22 protein-coding genes and 3 tRNA genes are annotated in these 20963 nt (G+C 46.6%); 18 read left to right on the plus strand and 7 right to left on the minus strand.

Annotation, left to right across the window (positions count from 1 at the left end):
- Positions 1–2 precede the first annotated feature (2 nt).
- From truC to D0C16_RS02680, 6 genes are all read right to left on the minus strand, one after another.
- Complete coding sequence (gene truC, locus D0C16_RS02655; RefSeq protein WP_151030888.1) at positions 3–758, minus strand: tRNA pseudouridine(65) synthase TruC; 756 nt, start codon at positions 756–758, stop codon at positions 3–5.
- A gap of 110 nt (positions 759–868) precedes the next feature.
- Positions 869–1165 carry a hypothetical protein gene (locus tag D0C16_RS02660; RefSeq protein ID WP_151030889.1) on the minus strand — a complete coding sequence of 99 codons (297 nt, stop codon included), beginning with the start codon at positions 1163–1165 and terminating at the stop codon, positions 869–871.
- 76 nt (positions 1166–1241) lie between these two features.
- Complete coding sequence (folD, locus tag D0C16_RS02665) at positions 1242–2087, minus strand: bifunctional methylenetetrahydrofolate dehydrogenase/methenyltetrahydrofolate cyclohydrolase FolD (protein ID WP_151030890.1); 846 nt, start codon at positions 2085–2087, stop codon at positions 1242–1244.
- 169 nt (positions 2088–2256) lie between these two features.
- Positions 2257–2332 (minus strand) — tRNA-His (locus D0C16_RS02670).
- 88 nt (positions 2333–2420) lie between these two features.
- A tRNA-Arg gene (locus tag D0C16_RS02675) sits at positions 2421–2497 on the minus strand.
- A gap of 41 nt (positions 2498–2538) precedes the next feature.
- Positions 2539–2615, minus strand: a tRNA-Pro gene (locus tag D0C16_RS02680).
- Between the two features lie 386 nt (positions 2616–3001).
- Here D0C16_RS02680 and D0C16_RS02685 point away from each other — a divergent pair.
- From D0C16_RS02685 to D0C16_RS02710, 6 genes are all read left to right on the plus strand, one after another.
- Positions 3002–3502 carry a flavin reductase family protein gene (locus D0C16_RS02685; protein WP_151030891.1) on the plus strand — a complete coding sequence of 167 codons (501 nt, stop codon included), beginning with the start codon at positions 3002–3004 and terminating at the stop codon, positions 3500–3502.
- A gap of 508 nt (positions 3503–4010) precedes the next feature.
- A complete protein-coding gene (locus D0C16_RS02690) occupies positions 4011–5027 on the plus strand; it encodes an NAD(P)H-dependent glycerol-3-phosphate dehydrogenase (RefSeq protein ID WP_151030892.1) in 1017 nt (338 codons plus the stop codon).
- Between the two features lie 2 nt (positions 5028–5029).
- Complete coding sequence (locus D0C16_RS02695) at positions 5030–5389, plus strand: DUF4389 domain-containing protein (RefSeq protein ID WP_151030893.1); 360 nt, start codon at positions 5030–5032, stop codon at positions 5387–5389.
- Positions 5390–5851, plus strand: a complete 462-nt coding sequence (sixA, locus tag D0C16_RS02700) for a phosphohistidine phosphatase SixA (RefSeq protein ID WP_151030894.1) — start codon at positions 5390–5392, stop codon at positions 5849–5851.
- 47 nt (positions 5852–5898) lie between these two features.
- Positions 5899–6789, plus strand: a complete 891-nt coding sequence (locus D0C16_RS02705; RefSeq protein WP_225318882.1) for an alpha/beta hydrolase — start codon at positions 5899–5901, stop codon at positions 6787–6789.
- 172 nt (positions 6790–6961) lie between these two features.
- The gene (locus tag D0C16_RS02710) at positions 6962–7765 is read left to right on the plus strand and encodes a DUF4892 domain-containing protein (RefSeq protein ID WP_151030895.1); all 804 of its coding nucleotides are present in this window, start codon (positions 6962–6964) and stop codon (positions 7763–7765) included.
- Between the two features lie 81 nt (positions 7766–7846).
- Here D0C16_RS02710 and folE read toward each other — a convergent pair whose 3' ends face one another.
- Positions 7847–8386, minus strand: a complete 540-nt coding sequence (gene folE / locus D0C16_RS02715; RefSeq protein ID WP_151030896.1) for a GTP cyclohydrolase I FolE — start codon at positions 8384–8386, stop codon at positions 7847–7849.
- Between the two features lie 154 nt (positions 8387–8540).
- On the opposite strand from folE, the gene prmB reads away from it, so the two are divergent.
- The 12 genes from prmB (at position 8541) to D0C16_RS02775 (ending at position 20941) form a co-directional block, all read left to right on the plus strand.
- Entirely contained in the window at positions 8541–9470 is a 930-nt protein-coding gene (gene prmB / locus D0C16_RS02720; protein ID WP_151030897.1) for a 50S ribosomal protein L3 N(5)-glutamine methyltransferase, read from the plus strand.
- A gap of 82 nt (positions 9471–9552) precedes the next feature.
- Positions 9553–10653 carry a chorismate synthase gene (gene aroC, locus D0C16_RS02725; RefSeq protein ID WP_151030898.1) on the plus strand — a complete coding sequence of 367 codons (1101 nt, stop codon included), beginning with the start codon at positions 9553–9555 and terminating at the stop codon, positions 10651–10653.
- 68 nt (positions 10654–10721) lie between these two features.
- Positions 10722–11897, plus strand: coding sequence for an MFS transporter (locus D0C16_RS02730; protein WP_151030899.1), 1176 nt, complete (start codon positions 10722–10724; stop codon positions 11895–11897).
- Position 11898: 1 nt separating this feature from the next.
- Positions 11899–12669, plus strand: a complete 771-nt coding sequence (locus tag D0C16_RS02735; RefSeq protein WP_151030900.1) for an amidohydrolase — start codon at positions 11899–11901, stop codon at positions 12667–12669.
- Between the two features lie 39 nt (positions 12670–12708).
- Positions 12709–13614 (plus strand): 5'-nucleotidase, encoded by a 906-nt coding sequence (locus tag D0C16_RS02740; protein ID WP_151030901.1) that lies wholly within the window; start codon positions 12709–12711, stop codon positions 13612–13614.
- A 291-nt stretch (positions 13615–13905) separates the two neighbouring features.
- Positions 13906–14880 (plus strand): HTH-type transcriptional regulator CysB, encoded by a 975-nt coding sequence (gene cysB / locus D0C16_RS02745; protein ID WP_151030902.1) that lies wholly within the window; start codon positions 13906–13908, stop codon positions 14878–14880.
- 215 nt (positions 14881–15095) lie between these two features.
- Complete coding sequence (locus D0C16_RS02750; protein ID WP_151030903.1) at positions 15096–16052, plus strand: DUF523 and DUF1722 domain-containing protein; 957 nt, start codon at positions 15096–15098, stop codon at positions 16050–16052.
- Positions 16052–16978, plus strand: a complete 927-nt coding sequence (locus tag D0C16_RS02755) for a MerR family transcriptional regulator (protein ID WP_151030904.1) — start codon at positions 16052–16054, stop codon at positions 16976–16978. Before D0C16_RS02750 ends, D0C16_RS02755 begins: the two co-directional genes overlap by 1 nt.
- Before the next feature lie 9 nt (positions 16979–16987).
- Positions 16988–17443: a nuclear transport factor 2 family protein gene (locus tag D0C16_RS02760; RefSeq protein WP_151030905.1), complete on the plus strand. Its 456-nt coding sequence runs from the start codon at positions 16988–16990 to the stop codon at positions 17441–17443.
- Positions 17440–18852 (plus strand): deoxyribodipyrimidine photo-lyase, encoded by a 1413-nt coding sequence (locus tag D0C16_RS02765; protein WP_151030906.1) that lies wholly within the window; start codon positions 17440–17442, stop codon positions 18850–18852. Before D0C16_RS02760 ends, D0C16_RS02765 begins: the two co-directional genes overlap by 4 nt.
- 28 nt (positions 18853–18880) lie before the next feature.
- On the plus strand, positions 18881–19660 hold the full coding sequence (locus D0C16_RS02770) for an SDR family oxidoreductase (protein ID WP_151030907.1): 780 nt from the start codon (positions 18881–18883) through the stop codon (positions 19658–19660).
- A 15-nt stretch (positions 19661–19675) separates the two neighbouring features.
- Positions 19676–20941 (plus strand): NAD(P)/FAD-dependent oxidoreductase, encoded by a 1266-nt coding sequence (locus tag D0C16_RS02775; RefSeq protein WP_151030908.1) that lies wholly within the window; start codon positions 19676–19678, stop codon positions 20939–20941.
- Positions 20942–20963 lie beyond the last annotated feature (22 nt).

Genomic DNA, 20963 nt, shown 5'->3' on the forward strand with positions numbered 1-20963 from the left:
GTTTAAACGGTTTCCAGCCAGGAGGAGGGCACTGCGTTGTGCCAAGCAAAGTCATGCAGCACGCGAGAAAATTTTGCCTCCAGTGGAGCCACAAATTTTAAAGGAGCTTGGGTCACGGGATGATTAAATTGTAATTCTGTAGCTGCCAGCATTAAACCGGAACAATTAAATTGATTTTGAAAAAAGCGATTGTGTATTCCTTTACCGTGCTTTGCATCGCCAATAATCGGGTGACTAATGTGTTTCAAGTGCCTGCGTATTTGGTGTTTGCGACCCGTTCTTGGTTTGCACTCCACCAATGAGTAGCGAGTGCTCGGGTATTTATCAACACTAAATGGCAGTTCTATGGTGGCGAGGGTTTTGAACACGGTGACTGCTGTTTGTGCCGGTTTATCGCTGCGAGCTTTTTTGTCGGTGTATTTATCCAGCTCTTCGATTAACGGGTGGTCAACGACGATAGATGCAGGGGTATGGCCTCGCACCAGAGCAATATAGGTTTTTTCTAAAGAGTGCTGGGAGAAAATATCACCCATTTTTTTTGCAATGTGTGCAGAAAGCGCAAATATCAGAACGCCTGCAGTGGGTTTATCCAACCGATGCACAGGAAAAACCTGTTGCCCCAATTGGTCGCGAACCAGCTGCATAGCAAAGCGAGTTTCATGACGATCAATCTCACTGCGATGAACCAGCAAACCGCTAGGCTTATTGATGGCGACCAAGTGTTCATCGCAGTAAATAATAGGTAATAATTCAGTCATTTAATAGTTTGAGAGCTTGATCAAATCGGGCAATCGTTTGAAAGCAAAAAAGCAGGCTGGCGCCTGCTTTTTTGCTTCTGTTGCTAAGGCTACAAATAAATCGCCGCTGCTTATTTTTGCGGGGGTGATTTCTCTTGTGTGCAATTCCAGCCCCAGCCCTTCTGCTTTTCGGCAAATTCTGCGGCTTTTGCTTCGCACTGTCCCTCTGTCATTTCATAGCTCCATAATTTTTGAGTGGTTCCATCCTTCGTGTAATTCACGGCGCAAGGAGCAGCTTTTTCACCGCTATAACTCACTTCGATAATTCGCTCGGCTTTATCCAGAGTGCAAATGTATTTCACCGGTTCAGCCGAAAATGCGCTGCTACAGATTGCAAAACTTCCTATTAACATAACTGCATAACGCATCTCTTTGCTCCTTAAAAACGCAAGTTTTAAAAATACAAGATTGGAACTAAAATCGAACGAATTGTTGATTTATACCTTAGCCGATTTTCTTCTCGCCCGAATCTACGGTTTGGTAAATCAGTGTATTGATTGTCATTGGGCCGACACCGCCAGGAACTGGAGTGTAGGCTGCAACGCGATCTACCAATGGCTTTAATTCAATATCTCCAACTCCACCGGGGTGATAGCCTGCATCAACCACAACTGCACCGTCTTTAATCCAGTCGGCTTTAATAAATTCCGGTTTGCCAACAGCGCCAACCAGAATATCTGCCTGTTTAATTAGATCGGGCAGGTTTTGTGTGCGCGAATGACAGATGGTGACCGTTGCATTGGCATTTAACAGCATAAGAGCCATTGGTTTGCCCAAAATAGGGCTGCGACCTACTACCACCGCGTGTTTGCCTGATAACTCAACACCGTAAGCTTCCAGCAGACGCATAATGCCCTTAGGGGTTGCGCAGCCGTAAGCCTCTTCGCCCATACTCATACGGCCAAAACCCAAACAGGTAACGCCATCGACATCTTTTTCTGCGCTGATCGCATCAAAGCAAGCACGCTCATCAATTTGGTGAGGTACAGGGTGTTGCAGCAAAATACCGTGAACATTGGGATTGCTATTCAATTCCTGAATTTTGGCCAGCAATTGCTCTGTGGTGGTCGAAGAGGGCATTTCGACTTTTAACGATTCCATGCCAATGCGAGTGCAAGCATTACCTTTCATTTTTACATAGGTTGCTGATGCTGGGTCATCGCCTACCAAAATGGTGGCCAGAATTGGAGTCTGACCATTGCTGCGTGCTTTTAGTGCGGCAATGCGAGCAGAGAGTTCTTGTTCGGTTTTTTCGGCAAGGGCTTTGCCATCCAATACGAGTGCGGACATGAGCGCTAATTACCTGTGCAATTGAATTGAGAAAGGTTGGAATTGAAATGGTCGTTATTTTCCCACAGCAACTATGCGGCGCCAAGAAAATTTAGTTGTTGCTTGCGCTAGGGAAAAAGAGATCGTTACAGAAGGAATTAATTAGGTGTAAAGAAAAGAGATGGGGATATGGGGTGGCTGATGGGGATCGAACCCACGACCACTGGAATCACAATCCAGGGCTCTACCAACTGAGCTACAGCCACCGTAGCGGAAAAAAAAACAAACCACACCGAGATTACTCTCTACCTTTAAACCATTTAGTGAAAAGTGGGTTGCATAAACTACCCAGTATGGCGCGCCCGGCAGGATTCGAACCTGCGACCACCCGCTTAGAAGGCGGGTGCTCTATCCAGCTGAGCTACGGGCGCATGCTGGAGTTTAAAACCTTGGCAGGTTCGATAAAAAAAGATGGTCGGAGTGGAGGGATTCGAACCCCCGACATTCTGCTCCCAAAACAGACGCGCTACCGGGCTGCGCTACACTCCGACGACTTAAAACTTAGTGCGTTTCAAGTGGTGCGCATAATAGCGATGCGATTTAGACTCGTCAACGAAAAAAGTGCAACAAAATAAAATATTTAGCTCACTTAGTTAATTTCTAATCAGCTTGCACAATGTCTATGCAAAGTTATATCCAAGCGGAGGGAATTGCGATTCTTGTGGCTTAATCGCGGGTCTCTGTTCGGAGCTTTTTAGTCGGTAGGCACGATAGCAGTTATTACCTGGCGCCATTGAGTTTTGCCTATTGCTTTACTTCCTATAGTTCGTGCGACTCTCACTCTTGGTCGGTTAATACAGTATTGCGCAGAGTTGCAGGCTTGTATGACCCGGGTTAGCTAGTCAGAATAAGCACTTACCTGTATTGGAGTCTTTATGCAAAACAATAATTTAGCGGTATCAATGAAGTTGGGAATGCGGCGTTTGGCGTCTGGGGTCTGTGTACTGTCGACCCGATTGGATAACGATCAACGTTTTGCAATGACGGTATCGTCTGTTACGTCAGTTTCCGATTCTCCCGCGTCGCTTCTGGTTTGCATTAATCAATTGGTCTCCCAGCAGGCACATCTTGCAACCAAGGGAAGTCAGTTTGCGATCAATGTACTTTCCAGCAACCAACAAGAGGTTTCCAACATATGCGCTGGGCGCGAGCCGACACGAGATCGTTTTGACGTCGGAAGTTGGGAGGAGGATGACTCTGGTTTACCAGTTTTGGGGGGCTCACAAGCGGTGTTTGTTTGCCAAACTGACCAAGTCATGACTTATGGGACGCATAAAATCGTAATTGGCGTCATCCACCGGGTGATAATAAATGGGGCCGAGGTTGATCCTTTGTTGTACGCCGATGGCAGTTATGGTGTCTTTTCGCGCCAATAAATTCTTACCGGTAGTTGGTATACAAGAGTGTTGCCAGTAAAGTTTTTAATTCGGGCTCGTAAGTGATTTTACGAATCAAAATGAAGCAAACTTTTTGTGTGAAATAACCTTGCAATATGAATATTTCGTGTCTATCGGCGCTTTAAGGTTAACGACCACTAACTCTTTATGCACATCTCCTGTGCTGGTGCGACATCTCCGTTTAATGCTTGATCAAAACCGTGAAAAAATGAGCTTTTAAGCTGGTTTTTTTATGTAACAAGCTGATTTATAAGGAAATTATTTTTGTGGTTAAAATTTGATCAAGTTGTAGGTGGGGTAGATTTTATGGGGCTTTGGGGCGGTTTCCCAAAATCTATCCACTAAGTTATCCACAGAAAATGTGGACAAAGTTTTGATGAATTTTTTTGTGCAAAAAAGTTACAGATTGAGTGTTTCGTATCTTTTTTTTACGTAACAGGTGACGATTCTTTGCGTAAGTTTCCTTGTTTAATTACTGGATAAAATTATGAGTAGACGATTGAAGGTTGCAGTGCTGGGTGGTGGTAGTTTTGGTACGGCAATTGCCAATATTATCTCCTGTAACAACCATCAAACTTATCTCTGGATGCGCTCAGCTGAGCAAGCGGAAGAGTGTCAATCCAAGCGACAAAACGCCCGCTATTTGCCCGGTTATCTCTTAAATGAAGAGTTGATTATCACTGCGGACCTGGAGCTGGCAATCCAGGGGGCAGATTTGGTATTTGTCTCTATTCCCAGTCATTCCTTTCGCAGCGTAACCCGTCAAATTAAGCCGTTACTGGGGGCGGAAGCTATCGTAGTGAGCACTGCAAAAGGGATTGAGCCAGAAGGGTTCACCTTAATGAGCCAAATTCTGGAGCAGGAGCTTCCACATCAGCCTATAGGAGTGCTTAGCGGGCCGAATTTTGCGAAGGAGATAGTACAAAAGCAACAAACAGGAACCGTAATCGCTAGCGAGGATGAGGGTGTTATTGATTGCGTTCAGCATACGTTGAAATCTCCTACTTTCCGTGTCTACGCAAATCATGATCGTTACGGCGTGGAGTTGGGCGGCGCGTTGAAAAATATCTACGCTATTATTTGCGGCATGGCGGCTGCACTAGGGGCTGGTCATAATACTCAGGCAATGTTATTAACGCGCAGTCTCGCCGAGATGGGTCGATTTGCGCAAACCATGGGCGCTAACCCAATGACGTTTCTGGGGTTGGCGGGGGTAGGCGATTTGATTCTGACTTGCACGTCCGACCTAAGCCGTAACTATCGTGTTGGTTATGCCTTGGGGCAAGGAAAACAATTAGATGAAATTGTTGCGTCCCTGGGGCAAGTTGCTGAAGGTGTGAATACCTTGCGCCAAGTTAAACAAAAAGCAGATGATCTGCAGGTGTATATGCCGTTGGTAAGTGGGTTGTACGCAGTATTGTTTCAAAATAAAGCAATTACTGAAGTCGCACACGGATTGATGGTCGGTGAGCAAGCCAATGACGTTGAATTTTTGGGGAAATAATTATGGATAACCAACAGTTAAAATCAAATTTACTTTCTAGCAAACACTGGCTTCGTTTGGTGTTTATGTTGCTGTACGCTGCTGTATTGCAGTTGGCAAGTCTGGTGATGTGGGTATTGGTTGCTATGCAGTTTTTGTTTTCGCTAATAACAGGAGAGAACAATCAGCATTTGCGCCGTTTCGGTCATTCCTTGTCGACGTATATTTACGATGTACTTAAATTTCTATGTTATAGCAGCGAAGAAAAACCTTTTCCATTTGCCGACTGGCCTGTAGGTAATCCGGAAGGTGCGGAAAATGTAGTAGCTGCTCAAGCAACGGAATTACCTGCGAACAATTCTACCGAAAAAGCGGCGGAATAAATGAATCTGTTTATTTTGCGTCATGGTCAGGCTGAGCCGCAGCAGACCACAGATGAAGCCCGCGAATTAACTGACAAGGGGCGCGCCGAGACTGCACGGGTGGTTAGCGGACGTTTGGCTGAATTACAAATAGTGAATCAGATCTGGGCGAGCCCATTGGTTCGCGCCCAGCAGACAGCCCGTATTGTGGCGGCCCATTTTCCTGCGCTAACAATTGGGAGCTCGGAGCTTATTATTCCTGAGGCGAATCCGGTTGTGGCAATGGATTGGCTGCAGTCTATTAATCAACCTGACTTGTCTATACTTCTGGTGAGTCACCAACCTTTTGTGGGTGAGCTGGTTAATCGATTGTGTGGTAAACCCACCGGCTACTATTCAATGGGTACTAGCTCGTTTGCTGCAATTAACATCTCCTTGATTGCTTCTGGTATGGGGGAATTGTTGTGGTTGGATCACGCATAAATTCCACTTTCAGTTAACCTTGGGTTTCATTCACGAGCTTACTATTTATGTCGTTATCACAAAGTCCTCGTGAGCTGCAGTTTGAAGTGAATGGAATGCTTTTTTCTGCTCAGGAATGGGGGGCTTCAGGTCAATTACCTGTGTTGGCTTTGCATGGCTGGCTGGATAATTCCGCCAGTTTTTTTGCGTTGGCGCCACAGCTAAATAATCTTCATATTGTTGCAGTTGATTTGGCTGGTCACGGGCGCAGCGAGCATCGTCCCGGTCAAATGGCCTACACTCCTTGGGATGATATTAATGATCTGTTGGCGATTGCGGATCAGTTGGGTTGGGAGCGCTTCGCGTTTTTGGGCCATTCGCGGGGGGCGATAATTAGTACGCTAACAGCGGGTGCATTTCCGGAACGAGTATTATGTTTGGGCCTGGTGGAAGGGTTATTGCCAGAGCCGGGATTGCCAGAAGATGCTCCGGTACAATTGGCCAAGGCAATCGGTGGATTGCGCAGTCAGCTGCAAAAATCACCGTCAATTTACCCTGATATAAATGTTGCGATTAAAGCTCGTGAGCGGGGAATGTTTCCGCTTGGGTACGAGGCAGCCAGAGCTCTTACCGAGCGGGGTGTAGTCGCACAAGGCGGCGGCTTTTCCTGGAGTACAGATCCTCGTTTATTGGCGCCTTCAATTCTGCGCTTGTCCCGTGAGCAATTGTCTGCATTTGTAAATAATATTAGCGCTCCAGTAAAGCTTCTATTGGCTACTGAGGGGTTGCCCAAGTTGTACACTAATTATTTGCAGCAAGTGGCCAAATTTCCCCATATAAATTACGAGCTGCTGGAAGGCGGACATCATCTGCATATGGAGCAGCAGGTGGTTGTGGTAGCGCAAAAGCTAAATGAGTTTTTTGCAGAGTTCATCGCATCTGACGTCTGGAAGAAATAGTGGGTTCAATTTGTCATGCAATTATATGAATTAAAGGCTAGTGAAAACGCATGAATAAAAAACGTCTAGGCGCATTGACAGGGCGGGGGGGGTTATCGTTTTTTTGCTGTGCAATTCAAGTTTCTTGTTTGCAGAGCAGTTGCAGTTACAGCCTTACCACAACGCGCACACAATGTTTGAAACACATGGGCAAGCCGATGAATATATTCTTGCCTTGGGTAGCCATAAAAAAGTGTCTGGTTCATGGCGATTGGATCGGCAGCAGCGTTTAAGTGGAGCTTTGGACAGGTACACTCTGGAGTTACCCGAGGGGCATAGTGCTGAAAACGGTTTTGATTTTTATTTGGATCAACTGCAAAACTTTAATTTTCGCGAATTGTTTCACTGCAAGAGCCGCGATTGCGGTACCAGTAACTCCTGGGCAAACAATCATTTTAAAATTTTACAGCTTTATGGGTTAGACCAGTTTCAGTTTTATGGTGCTTACGAAATTACCACAGCGGACAGTAAGCCATACTATGTGTCTCTATATGCGGTGCAGCGAGGTAATAAGCGCGTTTACCTACAGGTCGATGTGTTGCATATCGATAAAATTATTGAGTTGGGAATAGCCTCTAGTCCCGAGTCAATAATTAAGACCATAGTGACGAGCGGTTACTATGTGTTCCCAGATTTGGTGGCCCAAGATACTCAGGGCAATACTCGAATTCAAATTAGGACCGCGCATTTACAAACTTTAATTGACGTGCTCGCGCAAAAGGCGAATTGGAACATTGCATTGGTTGGTCATGATTACTCGGCGGTTGCAACTGCGCAGCAACAAAAAGAATCGCTAGCTTATGCTGAACAGCTTAAAGCTGCACTGGTGGAAAACGGTGTTGCAGCGAAAAGAGTGAGTACGTACGGCATAGGCGGTTTGGCACCGGCTGGGCGTGGAGACAGAGAAGCGCGAGTGGAAGTGGTATTGCAAAATTAGACGCGTTATCTTGCAGCGGCAGCGCCAATAATAAACCGCTTCTGACGTTAAGCAGCTTATTACTGGTTGCCTTTTTAGCTTTTATCTCAATAACGACAAAAACTCATTGCGCGTCGCTTGATTGGTGCGAAAGCTGCCGAGCATGGCGGAGGTTTTCATTGAGGAATTTTGTTTTTCAACACCGCGCATCATCATACACATGTGCTTGGCTTCAATGATGACCCCAACCCCTGATGCGCCGGTAATTTCCTGCACGCTTTCCGCAATTTGTACAGTTAGCTGTTCCTGGATTTGAAGGCGGCGTGCGAACATATCCACAATGCGGGCGATTTTTGAAAGACCCAGCACTTTGCCGGTTGGAATGTAAGCGACGTGTGCTTTCCCGATAAATGGCAGCAGGTGATGTTCGCAGAGTGAGTAAAGCTCGATATCCTTTACCATAATCATCTCTTCCGAATCGGAAGGAAACAGCGCGCCGTTTACAACTTCGTCCAGGGTTTGGTTATAGCCGCGGGTTAAAAACTGGAACGCCTTTGCGGCGCGGTCTGGTGTGTCGAGCAAGCCGGGCCGGTTAAGGTCTTCACCGATACTGGCAATAATGCTCGCAAAATGGTCTCTCATGGGCTTTCTTCTCTATAAATGGTCTAGCCTGGCGCTCCGCCAGCGGTTACTTGCGTACAGTTTACCGCGTTAGTTGCTTATCACGAAAACTTAAATCCTGAATCCTTGAGTAATTGGGTAGAATAGCGACCTTTTTATGGCGGTGGATACCATCATGAGCAATTCTTCACCAGATTTCGCCGGTGCTGTGGCAGAACTGCAGACCTTGCGTGACTTTTTTCGTTGGGGGGCCAGCGAGTTTATTGCTGCCGGGCTTTTTTATGGGCACGGAACTGATAATCCTTGGGATGAATCTGAGCAGCTGGTGTTACACGCCGTTCATATTGACCCGCCCCTGGCAGATGAATGGTTGGATGCACGATTGACTCGAATGGAGCGAGAGCGTGTAGTCGCAAATATTCGGCGCCGGATTGAAGAGCGAATTCCCGCCGCTTACATCACTGGTCAGGCCTGGTTTGCTAGCTTGCCGTTCGTGGTAGATGAACGGGTGTTGGTGCCGCGTTCGCCCATCGCTGAATTAATTGAACAACGGTTTGCTCCTTGGTTAAGTGCTGAGCCATTGCAGATTCTTGATCTTTGTACGGGGAGTGGATGTATTGGTATCGCCTGCGCGTTTGCGTTCCCTGATGCAGAGGTTCAGTTGAGTGATATCTCATTTGAAGCCTTGGCGGTTGCCGAGGAAAATATCCAGCGACACGGTATCAGCGAGCGCGTGTTCGCGCTCCAGTCGGATTTGTTTGAGAACCTGCACGGACAAAGGTTTGATCTAATCGTATCAAACCCACCGTATGTGGATGCTGAGGATATGGCCAGCTTGCCGCTTGAGTATCATGCAGAACCTGAGCTGGGTTTGGCATCCGGTGAGGATGGGTTGGATTTCACGCGCCGGTTATTGGTTGAGGCTTTGGATCATCTAACGGAAAGCGGCCTGCTGGTGGTTGAAGTTGGAAACTCCTGGCCAGCGTTGGAAGACGCTTACCCGGAAATACCTTTTGCCTGGGTTGAGTTTGTGCGAGGCGGACACGGTGTTTTTGTGTTGAACGCGGCAGATTTACGCAGGGCGCGGGAGCTGGGTGTTATCTAACCTGTGCGTAGGCAAACTAACTCACGTATAATTTGCTTACACTTTTTGTCCACTTTATTGACTTGTCTGGTGTTGGATTCTTATGTCTGGAAATACCTACGGAAAATTATTTACGGTTACTACTTTTGGCGAAAGCCATGGTCTGGCACTGGGTGCTATTGTGGATGGTTGCCCACCAGGGTTGGAATTAACCGAGGCCGATATCCAGATTGATCTGGATCGCCGTAAGCCGGGTACTTCGCGCTTTACCACGCAGCGTCGCGAAGAGGATTTGGTAAAGATTTTATCGGGTGTGTTTGAAGGAAAAACCACTGGAACTCCAATTGGAATGGTGATTGAGAATACCGATCAGCGCTCCAAGGATTATTCCAATATTAAAGATCAATTCCGTCCGGCTCATGCGGATTACACCTACATGCAAAAATACGGGGTGCGTGATTATCGTGGTGGTGGCCGTTCATCGGCACGTGAGACAGCGATGCGTGTTGCGGCAGGTTCTATTGCAAAAAAATATCTGAAGGATTTTCACGGGATCGAAGTGCGCGGCTATTTATCGCAGCTGGGGCCAATCAAAATTGACACCGTGGATTGGGATCAGGTTGATCAAAACCCTTTCTTCTGTCCCGATGCGAGCAAAGTGCCTGAGATGGAAGAGTTTATGAAAGCGCTTAATAAAGAAGGTGATTCAATTGGTGCGAAAATTACCGTGGTTGCTACCAATGTGCCACCGGGGTTAGGGGAGCCGATATTTGATCGACTCGACGCTGAAATTGCGCACGCGTTGATGAGTATTAATGCGGTAAAAGGCGTGGAGATTGGTGAAGGGTTTGCCGTTGTTGAGCAACGTGGTAGTAAGCATCGCGATGAAATGACGCCGGAAGGATTTTTGTCCAATAATGCAGGCGGGATTTTGGGTGGCATTTCTTCTGGTCAGGATATTATCGCCAATATCGCGTTAAAACCGACGTCAAGTCTGCATATTCCTGGACGCAGTGTGGATGTACATGGTAATCCTGTCGAAGTCATTACCAAAGGTCGTCACGACCCCTGTGTTGGAATCCGTGCAACACCTATCGCTGAAGCTATGCTGGCATTGGTGTTGATGGATCACCTGTTGCGTCATCGCGGGCAAAACGGCGCGGTTAAACATTCTGTGCCGGTGATTCCTGCCAGCGTGAAATAACGTTTTACCAGTCTGATGATAAGGCTATCGTCAGACTGTATTCCTTCTCCTTTCCAGCGTTCCTTTTTATGTCCCTGCCTGCCGCGCAAGTTCCTGTTCCCTATTGGCGTCTTTCCGGATTTTACTTTTTTTATTTTGCCGTCGTTGGAACCTTAATTCCCTATTGGGGTGTTTATCTAAAATCTCTTGGCTATTCATCCCAGGGCGTGGGAATCATCAGTGCGATTATTTTGGCTACTCGAATCCTTGCGCCCAATTTTTGGGGTTGGCTTGCCGATCGCACCCGAGAGCGGTTGAAAATTATTCGTTACGGTAGCTTTCTTGCTGCCATTGTTTTTGCTGGTGTGCTGCTTGATCAACGCTATTGGTGGCTGGTGTTGGTGGTGAGTTGCTATACCTTTTTTTGGCACGCAGTGTTGCCGCAGTTTGAAGTCATTACTCTGGGTTATCTTGCCGGGAATTACCATAAATACAGTCAGATCCGACTGTGGGGATCTTTGGGTTTTATGGCGGCGGTAATCGGTTTGGGGTTGGTGTTTGATGTATTGCCAATAAAATTTTTGCCGCTATTTATCTTGAGCTTTTTAATTCTTATCTGGCTTTCCAGCTTAAGTTTGCAAGATAAGAGTGGCAATAAAAATATCGAAAGCACGAGCGGATTTTTATCTATTGTTACCCAGCCGGTTATGTTATGTTTTTTGGTGTCCAGTTTTTTGTTGCAGTTAAGTCACGGTCCGTATTACACATTTTACACCTTGTATTTGGTGGAAAATCACGGCTATAGCAGCATTTCCACCGGGTTGCTATGGGCTTTGGGTGTACTGGCAGAGGTAGTGATTTTTATCGTTATGCCGCAAATCTTGCGAAATTATAGTTTGCGTAAGTTATTCCTATTCGCTTTATTATTGACCGGTTTCCGTTGGGTTTTAATAGGCTTTTGCGCTAGTTCATTAATGGTTTTGTTGTTTGCTCAGCTGCTACATGCCAGTAGTTTTGGGGTTGCACACTCGGTTTCCATTGAGTTGGTGAGAAATTATTTCAAAGGAGGTCATCAGGGGCAGGGGCAGGCGCTGTACAGTTCCTTTAGTTTTGGTGCCGGCGGCGCTGCCGGCGCATTGATTGGCGGCCTGTTATGGGACTATAGTGCGCCTTTAACATTCTTATTATCCTCAGTTGCCGCGTTGCTGGCTTTTGCGTTCTGTTATCGCTGGTTGCATCCCGTCGTTGTAAACGAGGCTGGTTAATATGGAAAACCTTAGAGTTTCGCTGGTCCAGCAAGTCATTGTTCCTAATGATCCGCAATCGAATTTGGATCATTACAACAATGTTTTGGATAAAATCTCTGCCACTGACTTAATTGTACTGCCTGAAGTATTCACCACGGGTTTTTGTTCCAGTGCGCGCAATTATGCAGAGGCTGTGGATGGGCGTGCTTATCAATGGATGCAAACACAAGCTGCAAAACATAACGCAGTTGTGACTGGCAGTTTGGTAGTGAAACAAGGTGATACCTATTTTAATCGCCTCGTATGGATGCGCCCTGATGGCATTTATGCAGAATACGATAAGCGCCATTTATTTCGTATGGCGGGGGAGCACACACGTTATGCGATGGGGACGGATCGCATTCTGGTTGACCTTAAGGGATGGCGAATTCTGCCGCTGATTTGTTATGACCTGCGCTTTCCTGTATGGAGTCGCAATCGCAATGATTATGATCTTGCTATTTATGTCGCCAATTGGCCTAGCGCGCGGGCATTACATTGGAATCGCCTGTTGCAAGCGCGCGCCATCGAAAACCTGAGTTATGTTATTGGTGTTAATCGTGTTGGTATGGATGAGGCAGGGCAGCACTATGTGGGCGACTCTTCTGTCTACGGTCCTGCCGGTGAGTTAATCGCGGCGAGTCAAGAACCGGAAATAATTTCTACCGAGCTTTATGCAGATCGTTTGCACGAGTACCGGGAAAAATTTCCTGCTAATCTCGATATGGACAAATTTGAATTGCTGCCTTGATCAGCAACAGTAACTGCATCATCCGGAGAACTGTTGAAAATGCCTAAAGGTTTTGGTGATAAATTAGTTATAGCGATTTCTTCGCGTGCGTTATTCAATCTGGATGCCAGTCATCAGGTGTATGTCAAAGATGGTTTAGCGGCTTACGCGCAGTACCAGATAGATCATGAGGATGAAATTCTTGAGCCCGGCGATGCTTTTCCGATGGTGAAAAAGCTCTTGCGCTTGAATGAGCGCTTGGGCGGTGAACCGCGAGTGGAAGTCATTTTACTTTCACGCAATAGCGCTGATACTGGGTTGCGCGTTTTTAATTCCATTGAGCATTACGGATTAAAAATCAGCCGCGCTGCATTCTGCGGCGGCACATCGCCGTATCGTTATGCGTCGGCGTTTGGCTGCCATCTATTTCTCTCAACCGAGGCAGATGATGTAAAGCAGGCATTGGATCACGGCATGGCAGCAGCGACCTTGATTGCATCGAATAGTCAGATTGAAAATGAAGATGAATTGCGTTTTGCATTTGATGGAGATGCCGTGCTTTTTTCTGATGAGGCTGAGCGTGTCTTTAAAACTCAGGGTTTATCGGCATTTACGGAAAGTGAAAAGGCGTCCGCCAAAGAGCCATTGAGTGGTGGGCCGTTCAAACAGTTTTTATCGGCGTTGCACGGTTTGCAGGCTGAGTTTGGTGAAAGTTGCCCGATTCGCACTGCGTTGGTGACGGCGCGGTCTGCGCCCGCACATGAGCGAGTTATCCGCACATTGCGCGCTTGGAATATTCGGATTGATGAATCCTTGTTTCTCGGTGGTTTGTCCAAGGGAACGTTTCTTAAAGCTTATGGGGCGGATGTATTTTTTGATGATCAAAAGATGCATTGCGAGTCCGCCGCTGAGCATGTGCCCACGGGACATGTGCCCCATGGTATCGCGAATCATCAACCATCCTGATCTCCCGGAGTAATGACTTATATACTCAACCAGGGGTCCTTTTAGGGTGTTTTTCACTATTTTCGTCATATTCCTTCGTCAAAAACTTTGAATTTCCGGGATATAGTCTAAAGTTGTAACAAGAGCAGCCTGTAGCACAATTAATAATTGCTAGGCATAAGCTCCTGTTTTGTTCTATTCTCATTATGAATAATCTAACCTGATTTTTATAACTCCAAGTATGCTTGGGGTTTTTGTTACCGGTGCTTGCCCCTGGCAACTGCCCCAGTGAGTGAGCCATTCGGAGGGCTTATGAAGCTGCAACAACTGCGTTATATCTGGGAGGTCGCGCATCATGACCTCAATGTTTCTGCAACCGCACAAAGTCTTTATACGTCGCAACCGGGCATCAGTAAGCAGATTCGTTTGCTTGAGGATGAGTTGGGTGTGGAGATCTTTTCCCGCAGCGGTAAGCACCTGACCCGCATTACGCCGGCGGGTGAAGCCATTCTGAAAACGGCGGGTGAAATCCTGCGCAAAGTAGAAAGTATTAAACAAGTGGCCCAAGAGTTCAGTAATGAACGTAAGGGTACTTTGACATTGGCAACCACTCATACCCAGGCGCGGTATGCATTGCCGCCCGTGATAGGCTCGTTTATTAAGCAGTATCCGGAGGTTTCCCTGCATATGCATCAGGGAACACCGATGCAAATCTCTGAAATGGCAGCGGATGGTACGGTAGATTTTGCCATCGCAACGGAAGCCATGGAGCTGTTTAGTGATTTAATCATGATGCCTTGTTACCGTTGGAATCGTAGCATCGTAGTGCCTAAAAACCATCCACTGGCGCAAGTTGCTAACCTGACTTTGGAAGAAGTTGCCAAGTATCCAATTGTGACTTACGTATTCGGGTTTACTGGCCGCTCGAAACTGGATGAGGCGTTTATCAATCGTGGCTTGGCTCCGAAGGTTGTGTTTACTGCAGCAGATGCTGACGTTATAAAAACCTACGTTCGCCTCGGGTTGGGTGTAGGTATCATTGCCAGTATGGCCTATAGCGATACTGCTGATTCTGATTTGGTGGCTTTGGATGCGAGTCACTTGTTCGAATCCAGCGTTACCAAGATAGGTTTCCGTCGTGGCACCTTCTTGCGCGGCTTTATGTACGACTTTATTGAAAAGTTTGCACCGCATCTAACCAAAGACATTATCAATGAGGCGTTTAGTCGCCATTCGCGGGCTGAGCTGGATGATCTGTTTGAGGATATTGAAATACCTACGCGCTAACCTTTCCAAAGGTAATGTTGTTTTGAAAAAGCCGGGCAAATCGCCCGGCTTTTTCATTTTAATCAATAGGTTAAAAAGCTTGCTTAAAGTGATCCTAATCATATTTACCAGAATTAAGTAAATCTCGAAACTTTTAAAACTTATACAAAAATATTGCAATGTATAGGTTTTGAGTTTATACCTATACAAAGATTCTAATTTGTATAGGTTTTTCTATGCGCAAGATTCCGATCGGTGTTAGTCAGTGTCTGCTTGGTGAAAAAGTGCGCTATGACGGTGGTCATAAACGTAATCGCTTTTTGGTAGAGGATCTGGCGGAGGTGGTCGATTTTCGCCCGGTATGTCCTGAAGTGGCTATAGGCTTGGGGATTCCTCGAAAGCCTATACGGCTCGTAATTAATGGTGGGGACACGCGGGTACTCGGAATTGAAAATCCCGATCAGGATGTGACCGACGCTTTGGTTGCCCAAGCTGAAGCTGCCGTCCAACAAATGCCTGATATCTGCGGTTATGTTTTTATTCAAAACTCTCCGAGCTGTGGTGTCTTTGGTGTTAAACGCTACCTTCCTAACGGCTACTCAATTGATCGCGACGGTCGTGGCGCCTACGCGAAGCGTTTTATGGAGTTAATGCCCTTGTTACCGGTTGAGGAAGCTGGACGCTTGAATGATGCCGGGTTGCGAGACAATTTTTTAACCCGTGTCTTTGCCTACCATGATTTCAAAACCCGTATCCTGCCTGCTCCAACGGCCAAAAAGCTGATCGACTTTTACTCGCGGTACAAATATCAAGTGATGGCTCACCACGTGCCTAGTTATTTTGCGATAGGCAGGTTCCTGGCCAATCTTTCATTACGAGACATTCAATCCAGTTGTGATGAGTTTTTTCAGTTGTTTATGGACGCGCTTAAACATCACGCGACTCGTAAGGGAAACACCAACGCCATGATGCATTTGCGTGGTTATCTGAAGGAAATATTAACCACGCAGGATAAGCAGGAATTATCCCAGTTAATAGATTCCTACAAAGCGGGGAGAGTTCCGTTAGTTGTCCCCTTAACTCTGCTGAAACATCATCTGCAGAAGTTAGACAATCCCTATTTGAAATCTCAAACGTTTTGGGAGCCTCATCCGGAGCAATTGGGTTTGCGAAACCATATTGTTGAAAACTAATGATGAATACTGACACCGCTGTTATTGAATCCGTGGCAAGTGATCAATCCGAAGAAGGTTTGGTTCCGATTCGTGAAATTTCGCGCGCAACGGGAATCAATACAGTCACTCTACGCGCATGGGAAAGACGCTATGGTTTGCTGATTCCGCAACGTACGGCCAAGGGACACAGGTTATACAGTTTGGCTGATATTAGCCGTGTTAAAGAGATTCAAGTCTGGCTAGGGCGGGGCGTAGCTATTAGCAAGATTAAAGCGTTGCTAACGGGTCAACCCCAAGAGCACTCGGTGGCGGAAATCGATTCCATCTGGCTTAGTTTGATTGATCAAATCCACATGCAGATTAACGCGTTTCATCGCGGGCGTTTGGTGCATATTTTGGCGGATACCTATGCGCTTTATCCGGCGGAAATGGTTGCTGATTATTTGCTGGTTCCGTTAATAAATAGCTTGCAAGCGAATGAATTCGGCATGGTCGCCAAGCGAAGTTTCTTTGCAAGTGTGTTACAAGAATATTTGTATGCCGCTATTTATAGGCAGCGCCAGCCCTTGGGCCAGAGCAAAATTTTACTCGTCTCATTATCTCAAGATGGGAATGATTTATTACCTTTGGCACTAAGTTACAGTTTATTAGTCCATCAATATCATGCGGAATATCTTGGTGCCCTGGAATTGAATGAAGCTCGCCTCTGCGCGGAAGTATTACAAGCAAAAATAGTTGTGCTAATTAGCTCGCCAAACGTCAATACCGGCGAGCTACAGCTACACTTGAAGGCATGGCGAGATAAAAATGCCATACCGGTAGTCTTGGCAGGGGGGCTGGCGACTGTGTATCCCGCGCTGGGTTTGAGGGAGGATAGTGACGTTTACCCCTGTGCCACTTTGGAGCTGGTTCACACTGCAATTAATTTATTGGTAAAGGGATAAGTCATCATCATGACCCATAGTGCTCCACCTCTCGTTCACACTATTCCACAAAAGATACGCAATCTTTATCTGCGCTTTGATAAAAAAATGCTGGCTAACCTCGCTAATGTGTACAGCGAGGATATTCAATTTCGCGATCCATTACACGCGTTAAATGGTTTACAGAATTTGACAGATTACTACAGCGGTATGATGGGAGATTTACTGGAGTGTCGTTTTGAATTTCATCACTCCATGGAAATGTTGGATCGCGGCGAAGCGATCTTATTTTGGACCATGCATTACCGTCATAAACAACTCGCCGGGGGAAGGCTGCTTGAACTAACGGGTAATACCCATATTTTGTTTAACGATAAAGTGTATTACCACCGTGACTATTACGACGCGGGTTCCATGTTGTACGAGCACTTGCCGGTAATGGGGTTTGCGATACGGCAAGTAAAAAAACGGATTGGTGCCAAATGACAGCGCTTGTTTGGTTTCGGCACGATTTGCGCGTTTACGACAATCCCGCTTTGTTTAAAGCGGCGGAGACACGTGAGGGAGTGGTTGCTGTTTATGTCCATTGTGAAGCTTATGTGCGTCTGCATACTATTGCCCCCACACGTCTGGATTTTATTCGGCGACATTTGCATTTGCTCCAGCAAGCGTTGCAAACATTAAATATCCCTTTAAAGGTTATTTGCGTACAAAAATCAGCGGAGATTGCTCCGGCTCTTCTTAAGCTCGCTCAGGTTGTTAATGCATCCCAATTGTTTTTTAACGCGGAATATCCAATCAATGAAATCAACCGCGACTTATCCGTTAATCAATTGCTTAGGGAGCAGGGTGTTCTCGTAAAACGCTGCCATGATCGCTGCGTCGTGCCGCCCGGGATGATCCGTAACGGGCAGGGCGAGCCATATAAAGTGTTTACCGCATTCAAAAAGAAATGGCTGCAAACCGTCATGCCCATCAGCATGAAGCCTCATGGATTGCCGGCAGTACAGCCTGCATTAACTGTGTGTAACGCATCACCTGAAGAGATTGACCAACTGTTTGTTTCCCATGAGTTGCGCGATCTTGCCGCGTTATGGCCAGCCGGTGAAGAGGAAGCCTGTCGCCGTTTGGATTTATTTATTGAAAAATCCATTACCCGTTACCAGGAACAGCGCGACTTTCCCGCTATTGACGGAACTTCATCACTCTCACCGTATTTGTCTGTTGGTTCATTATCTCCGCGGCAAGCGATTGCTGCCGTGTTGGCGTTTACCCAGGGGGAATGGGAGGGGGGAAATGCCGGTGCAAATTGTTGGATCAGTGAATTGATCTGGCGAGAGTTTTACCAGCATGTCGTAGTCGATTATCCGCAAGTTTGTAAACGCAAGGCAATGCAAGCCCACACCGAGGCTTTCCCTTGGAGTTATGACAAAGCTTTTTTCAACGCCTGGTGTGAGGGCAGAACCGGCATTCCGATTGTGGATGCCGCTATGCGTCAGCTAAATGCCACCGGCTGGATGCACAATCGTTTGCGGATGGTAGTGGCGATGTTCCTCACCAAAAATGGCCAAATCGATTGGCGTATGGGCGAAGACTATTTTATGTCGCAGTTGGTCGATGGTGATTTCGCCGCTAACAACGGTGGCTGGCAGTGGAGCGCATCGACCGGAACAGATGCTGCGCCTTACTTCCGTATTTTTAACCCTGTTAGTCAATCCGAACGCTTTGATCCAAATGGCGATTTTATTCGTAAATGGATTCCAGAAATTGCGTATTTATCGAATCGGCAAATTCATAATCCACCGGCGATGGCCAATTATCCCGCCCCAATAGTGGATTTGTCGGCGAGCAGAAAATCGACGATTGCTTTATTTGCGCAACTCCCGAGTGTTTAGCAGTAATTGATCCGCAGGAGACAATCCATTGAGCCGCTATTCAAATGTGCCATCGAGGGTTCTTGTTACCGGTGCTTCCAGCGGCATTGGCTATGAGCTTGCGCGCTTGTATTTACAGCAAGGCAGCGATGTATTTTTGATTGCGCGTTCTGTGGATGCGTTGTCCAGCTTGGTTGAAGAATTTCCCGACCATTGCACAGCGTTGCCTGCGGACCTTTCTAGTGAGCAGGATTCTTTGCGAGTGGGGGCATTGCTTTCAGCCGCGACAGATTACCTGGATCTGGTCATTTTAAATGCAGGCACCTGCGAATATGTGGATGTTGAAAATTTAACACGCGAGCCATTTTTCAAAGTAATGAATATTAATTGGTGGGGCTGTGTACACAGCCTCCTGTTTTGCATGCCGCTTTTACGCAATGCAGCAGCAATGATGCGGTCTCCGCAGTTGGTGGGTGTTTCCAGTATGGCAAGTTTGTTACCTATGCCTCGGTCGCAGGCCTATGGCTCCTCAAAAGTTGCTTTGGAATATTTATTGAATTCCCTGCGCGTAGATTTGAGCAATCAGGATATTGACATCACTATTGTGCGCCCGGGGTTTGTAAAAACGCCGTTAACTGAGCGCAATGATTTTGCTATGCCTTGGTTGATAACAGCTGAGGTTGCGGCGAAAAAAATCAAACTAGGTATACAGGCTCGCAAGTGGGTGGTGCAGTTCCCCTGGCCGTTGGTTGTGCTCATGAAATTTGTGGCTTGGTTGCCGCTGGTGGTGCAAATTAGTTTACTAAAAAAAATTTCCCGAAATTCCTAAAAACAGGTTGTATCTATGTCCGCTGCAGGGAAAAAAATTGCTATTGTTGGGTCGGGTATTAGTGGATTGGTCTGTGCGTATTTGCTCGCCAAGCGCAATCAGGTCAGCGTCTTTGAGGCGGCCAACGAAATCGGCGGCCACACCGCAACCAAGCGGGTGTGCACTGCACAGGGCAATTATGATATCGACACCGGATTTATTGTTTTCAATGATCGTACCTATCCAAACTTCATGCGCTTGCTGAGTACATTGGGTGTTGCCTACCAACCAACAGAAATGGGCTTTAGTGTTTCCTGTCGGCGTACGGCATTTGAGTACGCCGGAACATCTGTTAATGGTTTATTTGCGCAGCGCAAAAATGTTTTTAGCGTTGAACATTGGCGGATGTTATTAGACATTGTGCGTTTTAATAAAGATTGTATTGCTCGCTACGAGCAAAATGCATTGCCAGAAGGGCAAACTTTAGGCGAATTTCTTTCTGCCCAGGGTTATTCACAGCGGTTTAGAGATTTCTATATTTTGCCAATGGTTTCCGCTATTTGGTCGTCATCGTTGGAAACGGCGGCGGCGATGCCGTTAGTGTTTTTTATTCGTTTTTTTTACAACCACGGTTTATTAACTGTGACCCAACAGCCTCAGTGGTACACCATTGTTGGTGGGTCAAATAAATACCTTGGTCCGTTAACTGAATCTTTTAAAGATACTATTTTTACCAATTGCCCAATCACACGAGTCGAGCGCCTGGATGCCGGCGTACGAATTGTCTCAAAACAGTTTGGCGAGCAGGACTTTGATGAAGTGATCTTCGCCTGCCATAGTGATCAGGCGCTACAGCTGCTAACGGACGCAAGCGCGGCAGAATCGGACATTCTCGGCGCTATTCCTTATGCACCAAATCAGGTGGTTTTGCATTCTGATGCTAGCGTGTTACCGCGTGCTGGTACTGCGTGGGCGAGCTGGAATTATTTACTCCCCGCACAAAACACCAATGAGGCGGTGTTGACTTACAACATGAATATTCTGCAGCGATTGATCTCCGCTGAAGTATTCTGCGTATCAGTGAATGCAGGTTCAGTTATCGATCCAACCAAGGTTTATGGAACTTATAACTATAGTCACCCAATGTTTACGTTGGGTTCCTTAACTGCCCAGTCGCGCTGGGGTGAAATAAGTGGTCATCGCCACACCCATTTTTGTGGGGCATATTGGCGCAATGGTTTTCATGAAGATGGTGTGGTCTCGGCAATTCGCGTTGCAGCGGCCTTGGGTGAAATCTGGTAATCGTGAAATCTGTTAATCGTAA

The organism is Cellvibrio sp. KY-GH-1 (assembly GCF_008806975.1).
Lineage (GTDB): Bacteria > Pseudomonadota > Gammaproteobacteria > Pseudomonadales > Cellvibrionaceae > Cellvibrio.

Coding starts and splice junctions, on each gene's coding strand:
- truC (WP_151030888.1), bottom strand. CDS start 758: ATGACTGAATTATTACCTATTATTTACTGCGATGAACACTTGGTCGCC.
- D0C16_RS02660 (WP_151030889.1), bottom strand. CDS start 1,165: ATGCGTTATGCAGTTATGTTAATAGGAAGTTTTGCAATCTGTAGCAGC.
- folD (WP_151030890.1), bottom strand. CDS start 2,087: ATGTCCGCACTCGTATTGGATGGCAAAGCCCTTGCCGAAAAAACCGAA.
- D0C16_RS02685 (WP_151030891.1), top strand. CDS start 3,002: ATGCAAAACAATAATTTAGCGGTATCAATGAAGTTGGGAATGCGGCGT.
- D0C16_RS02690 (WP_151030892.1), top strand. CDS start 4,011: ATGAGTAGACGATTGAAGGTTGCAGTGCTGGGTGGTGGTAGTTTTGGT.
- D0C16_RS02695 (WP_151030893.1), top strand. CDS start 5,030: ATGGATAACCAACAGTTAAAATCAAATTTACTTTCTAGCAAACACTGG.
- sixA (WP_151030894.1), top strand. CDS start 5,390: ATGAATCTGTTTATTTTGCGTCATGGTCAGGCTGAGCCGCAGCAGACC.
- D0C16_RS02705 (WP_225318882.1), top strand. CDS start 5,899: ATGTCGTTATCACAAAGTCCTCGTGAGCTGCAGTTTGAAGTGAATGGA.
- D0C16_RS02710 (WP_151030895.1), top strand. CDS start 6,962: ATGTTTGAAACACATGGGCAAGCCGATGAATATATTCTTGCCTTGGGT.
- folE (WP_151030896.1), bottom strand. CDS start 8,386: ATGAGAGACCATTTTGCGAGCATTATTGCCAGTATCGGTGAAGACCTT.
- prmB (WP_151030897.1), top strand. CDS start 8,541: ATGAGCAATTCTTCACCAGATTTCGCCGGTGCTGTGGCAGAACTGCAG.
- aroC (WP_151030898.1), top strand. CDS start 9,553: ATGTCTGGAAATACCTACGGAAAATTATTTACGGTTACTACTTTTGGC.
- D0C16_RS02730 (WP_151030899.1), top strand. CDS start 10,722: ATGTCCCTGCCTGCCGCGCAAGTTCCTGTTCCCTATTGGCGTCTTTCC.
- D0C16_RS02735 (WP_151030900.1), top strand. CDS start 11,899: ATGGAAAACCTTAGAGTTTCGCTGGTCCAGCAAGTCATTGTTCCTAAT.
- D0C16_RS02740 (WP_151030901.1), top strand. CDS start 12,709: ATGCCTAAAGGTTTTGGTGATAAATTAGTTATAGCGATTTCTTCGCGT.
- cysB (WP_151030902.1), top strand. CDS start 13,906: ATGAAGCTGCAACAACTGCGTTATATCTGGGAGGTCGCGCATCATGAC.
- D0C16_RS02750 (WP_151030903.1), top strand. CDS start 15,096: ATGCGCAAGATTCCGATCGGTGTTAGTCAGTGTCTGCTTGGTGAAAAA.
- D0C16_RS02755 (WP_151030904.1), top strand. CDS start 16,052: ATGATGAATACTGACACCGCTGTTATTGAATCCGTGGCAAGTGATCAA.
- D0C16_RS02760 (WP_151030905.1), top strand. CDS start 16,988: ATGACCCATAGTGCTCCACCTCTCGTTCACACTATTCCACAAAAGATA.
- D0C16_RS02765 (WP_151030906.1), top strand. CDS start 17,440: ATGACAGCGCTTGTTTGGTTTCGGCACGATTTGCGCGTTTACGACAAT.
- D0C16_RS02775 (WP_151030908.1), top strand. CDS start 19,676: ATGTCCGCTGCAGGGAAAAAAATTGCTATTGTTGGGTCGGGTATTAGT.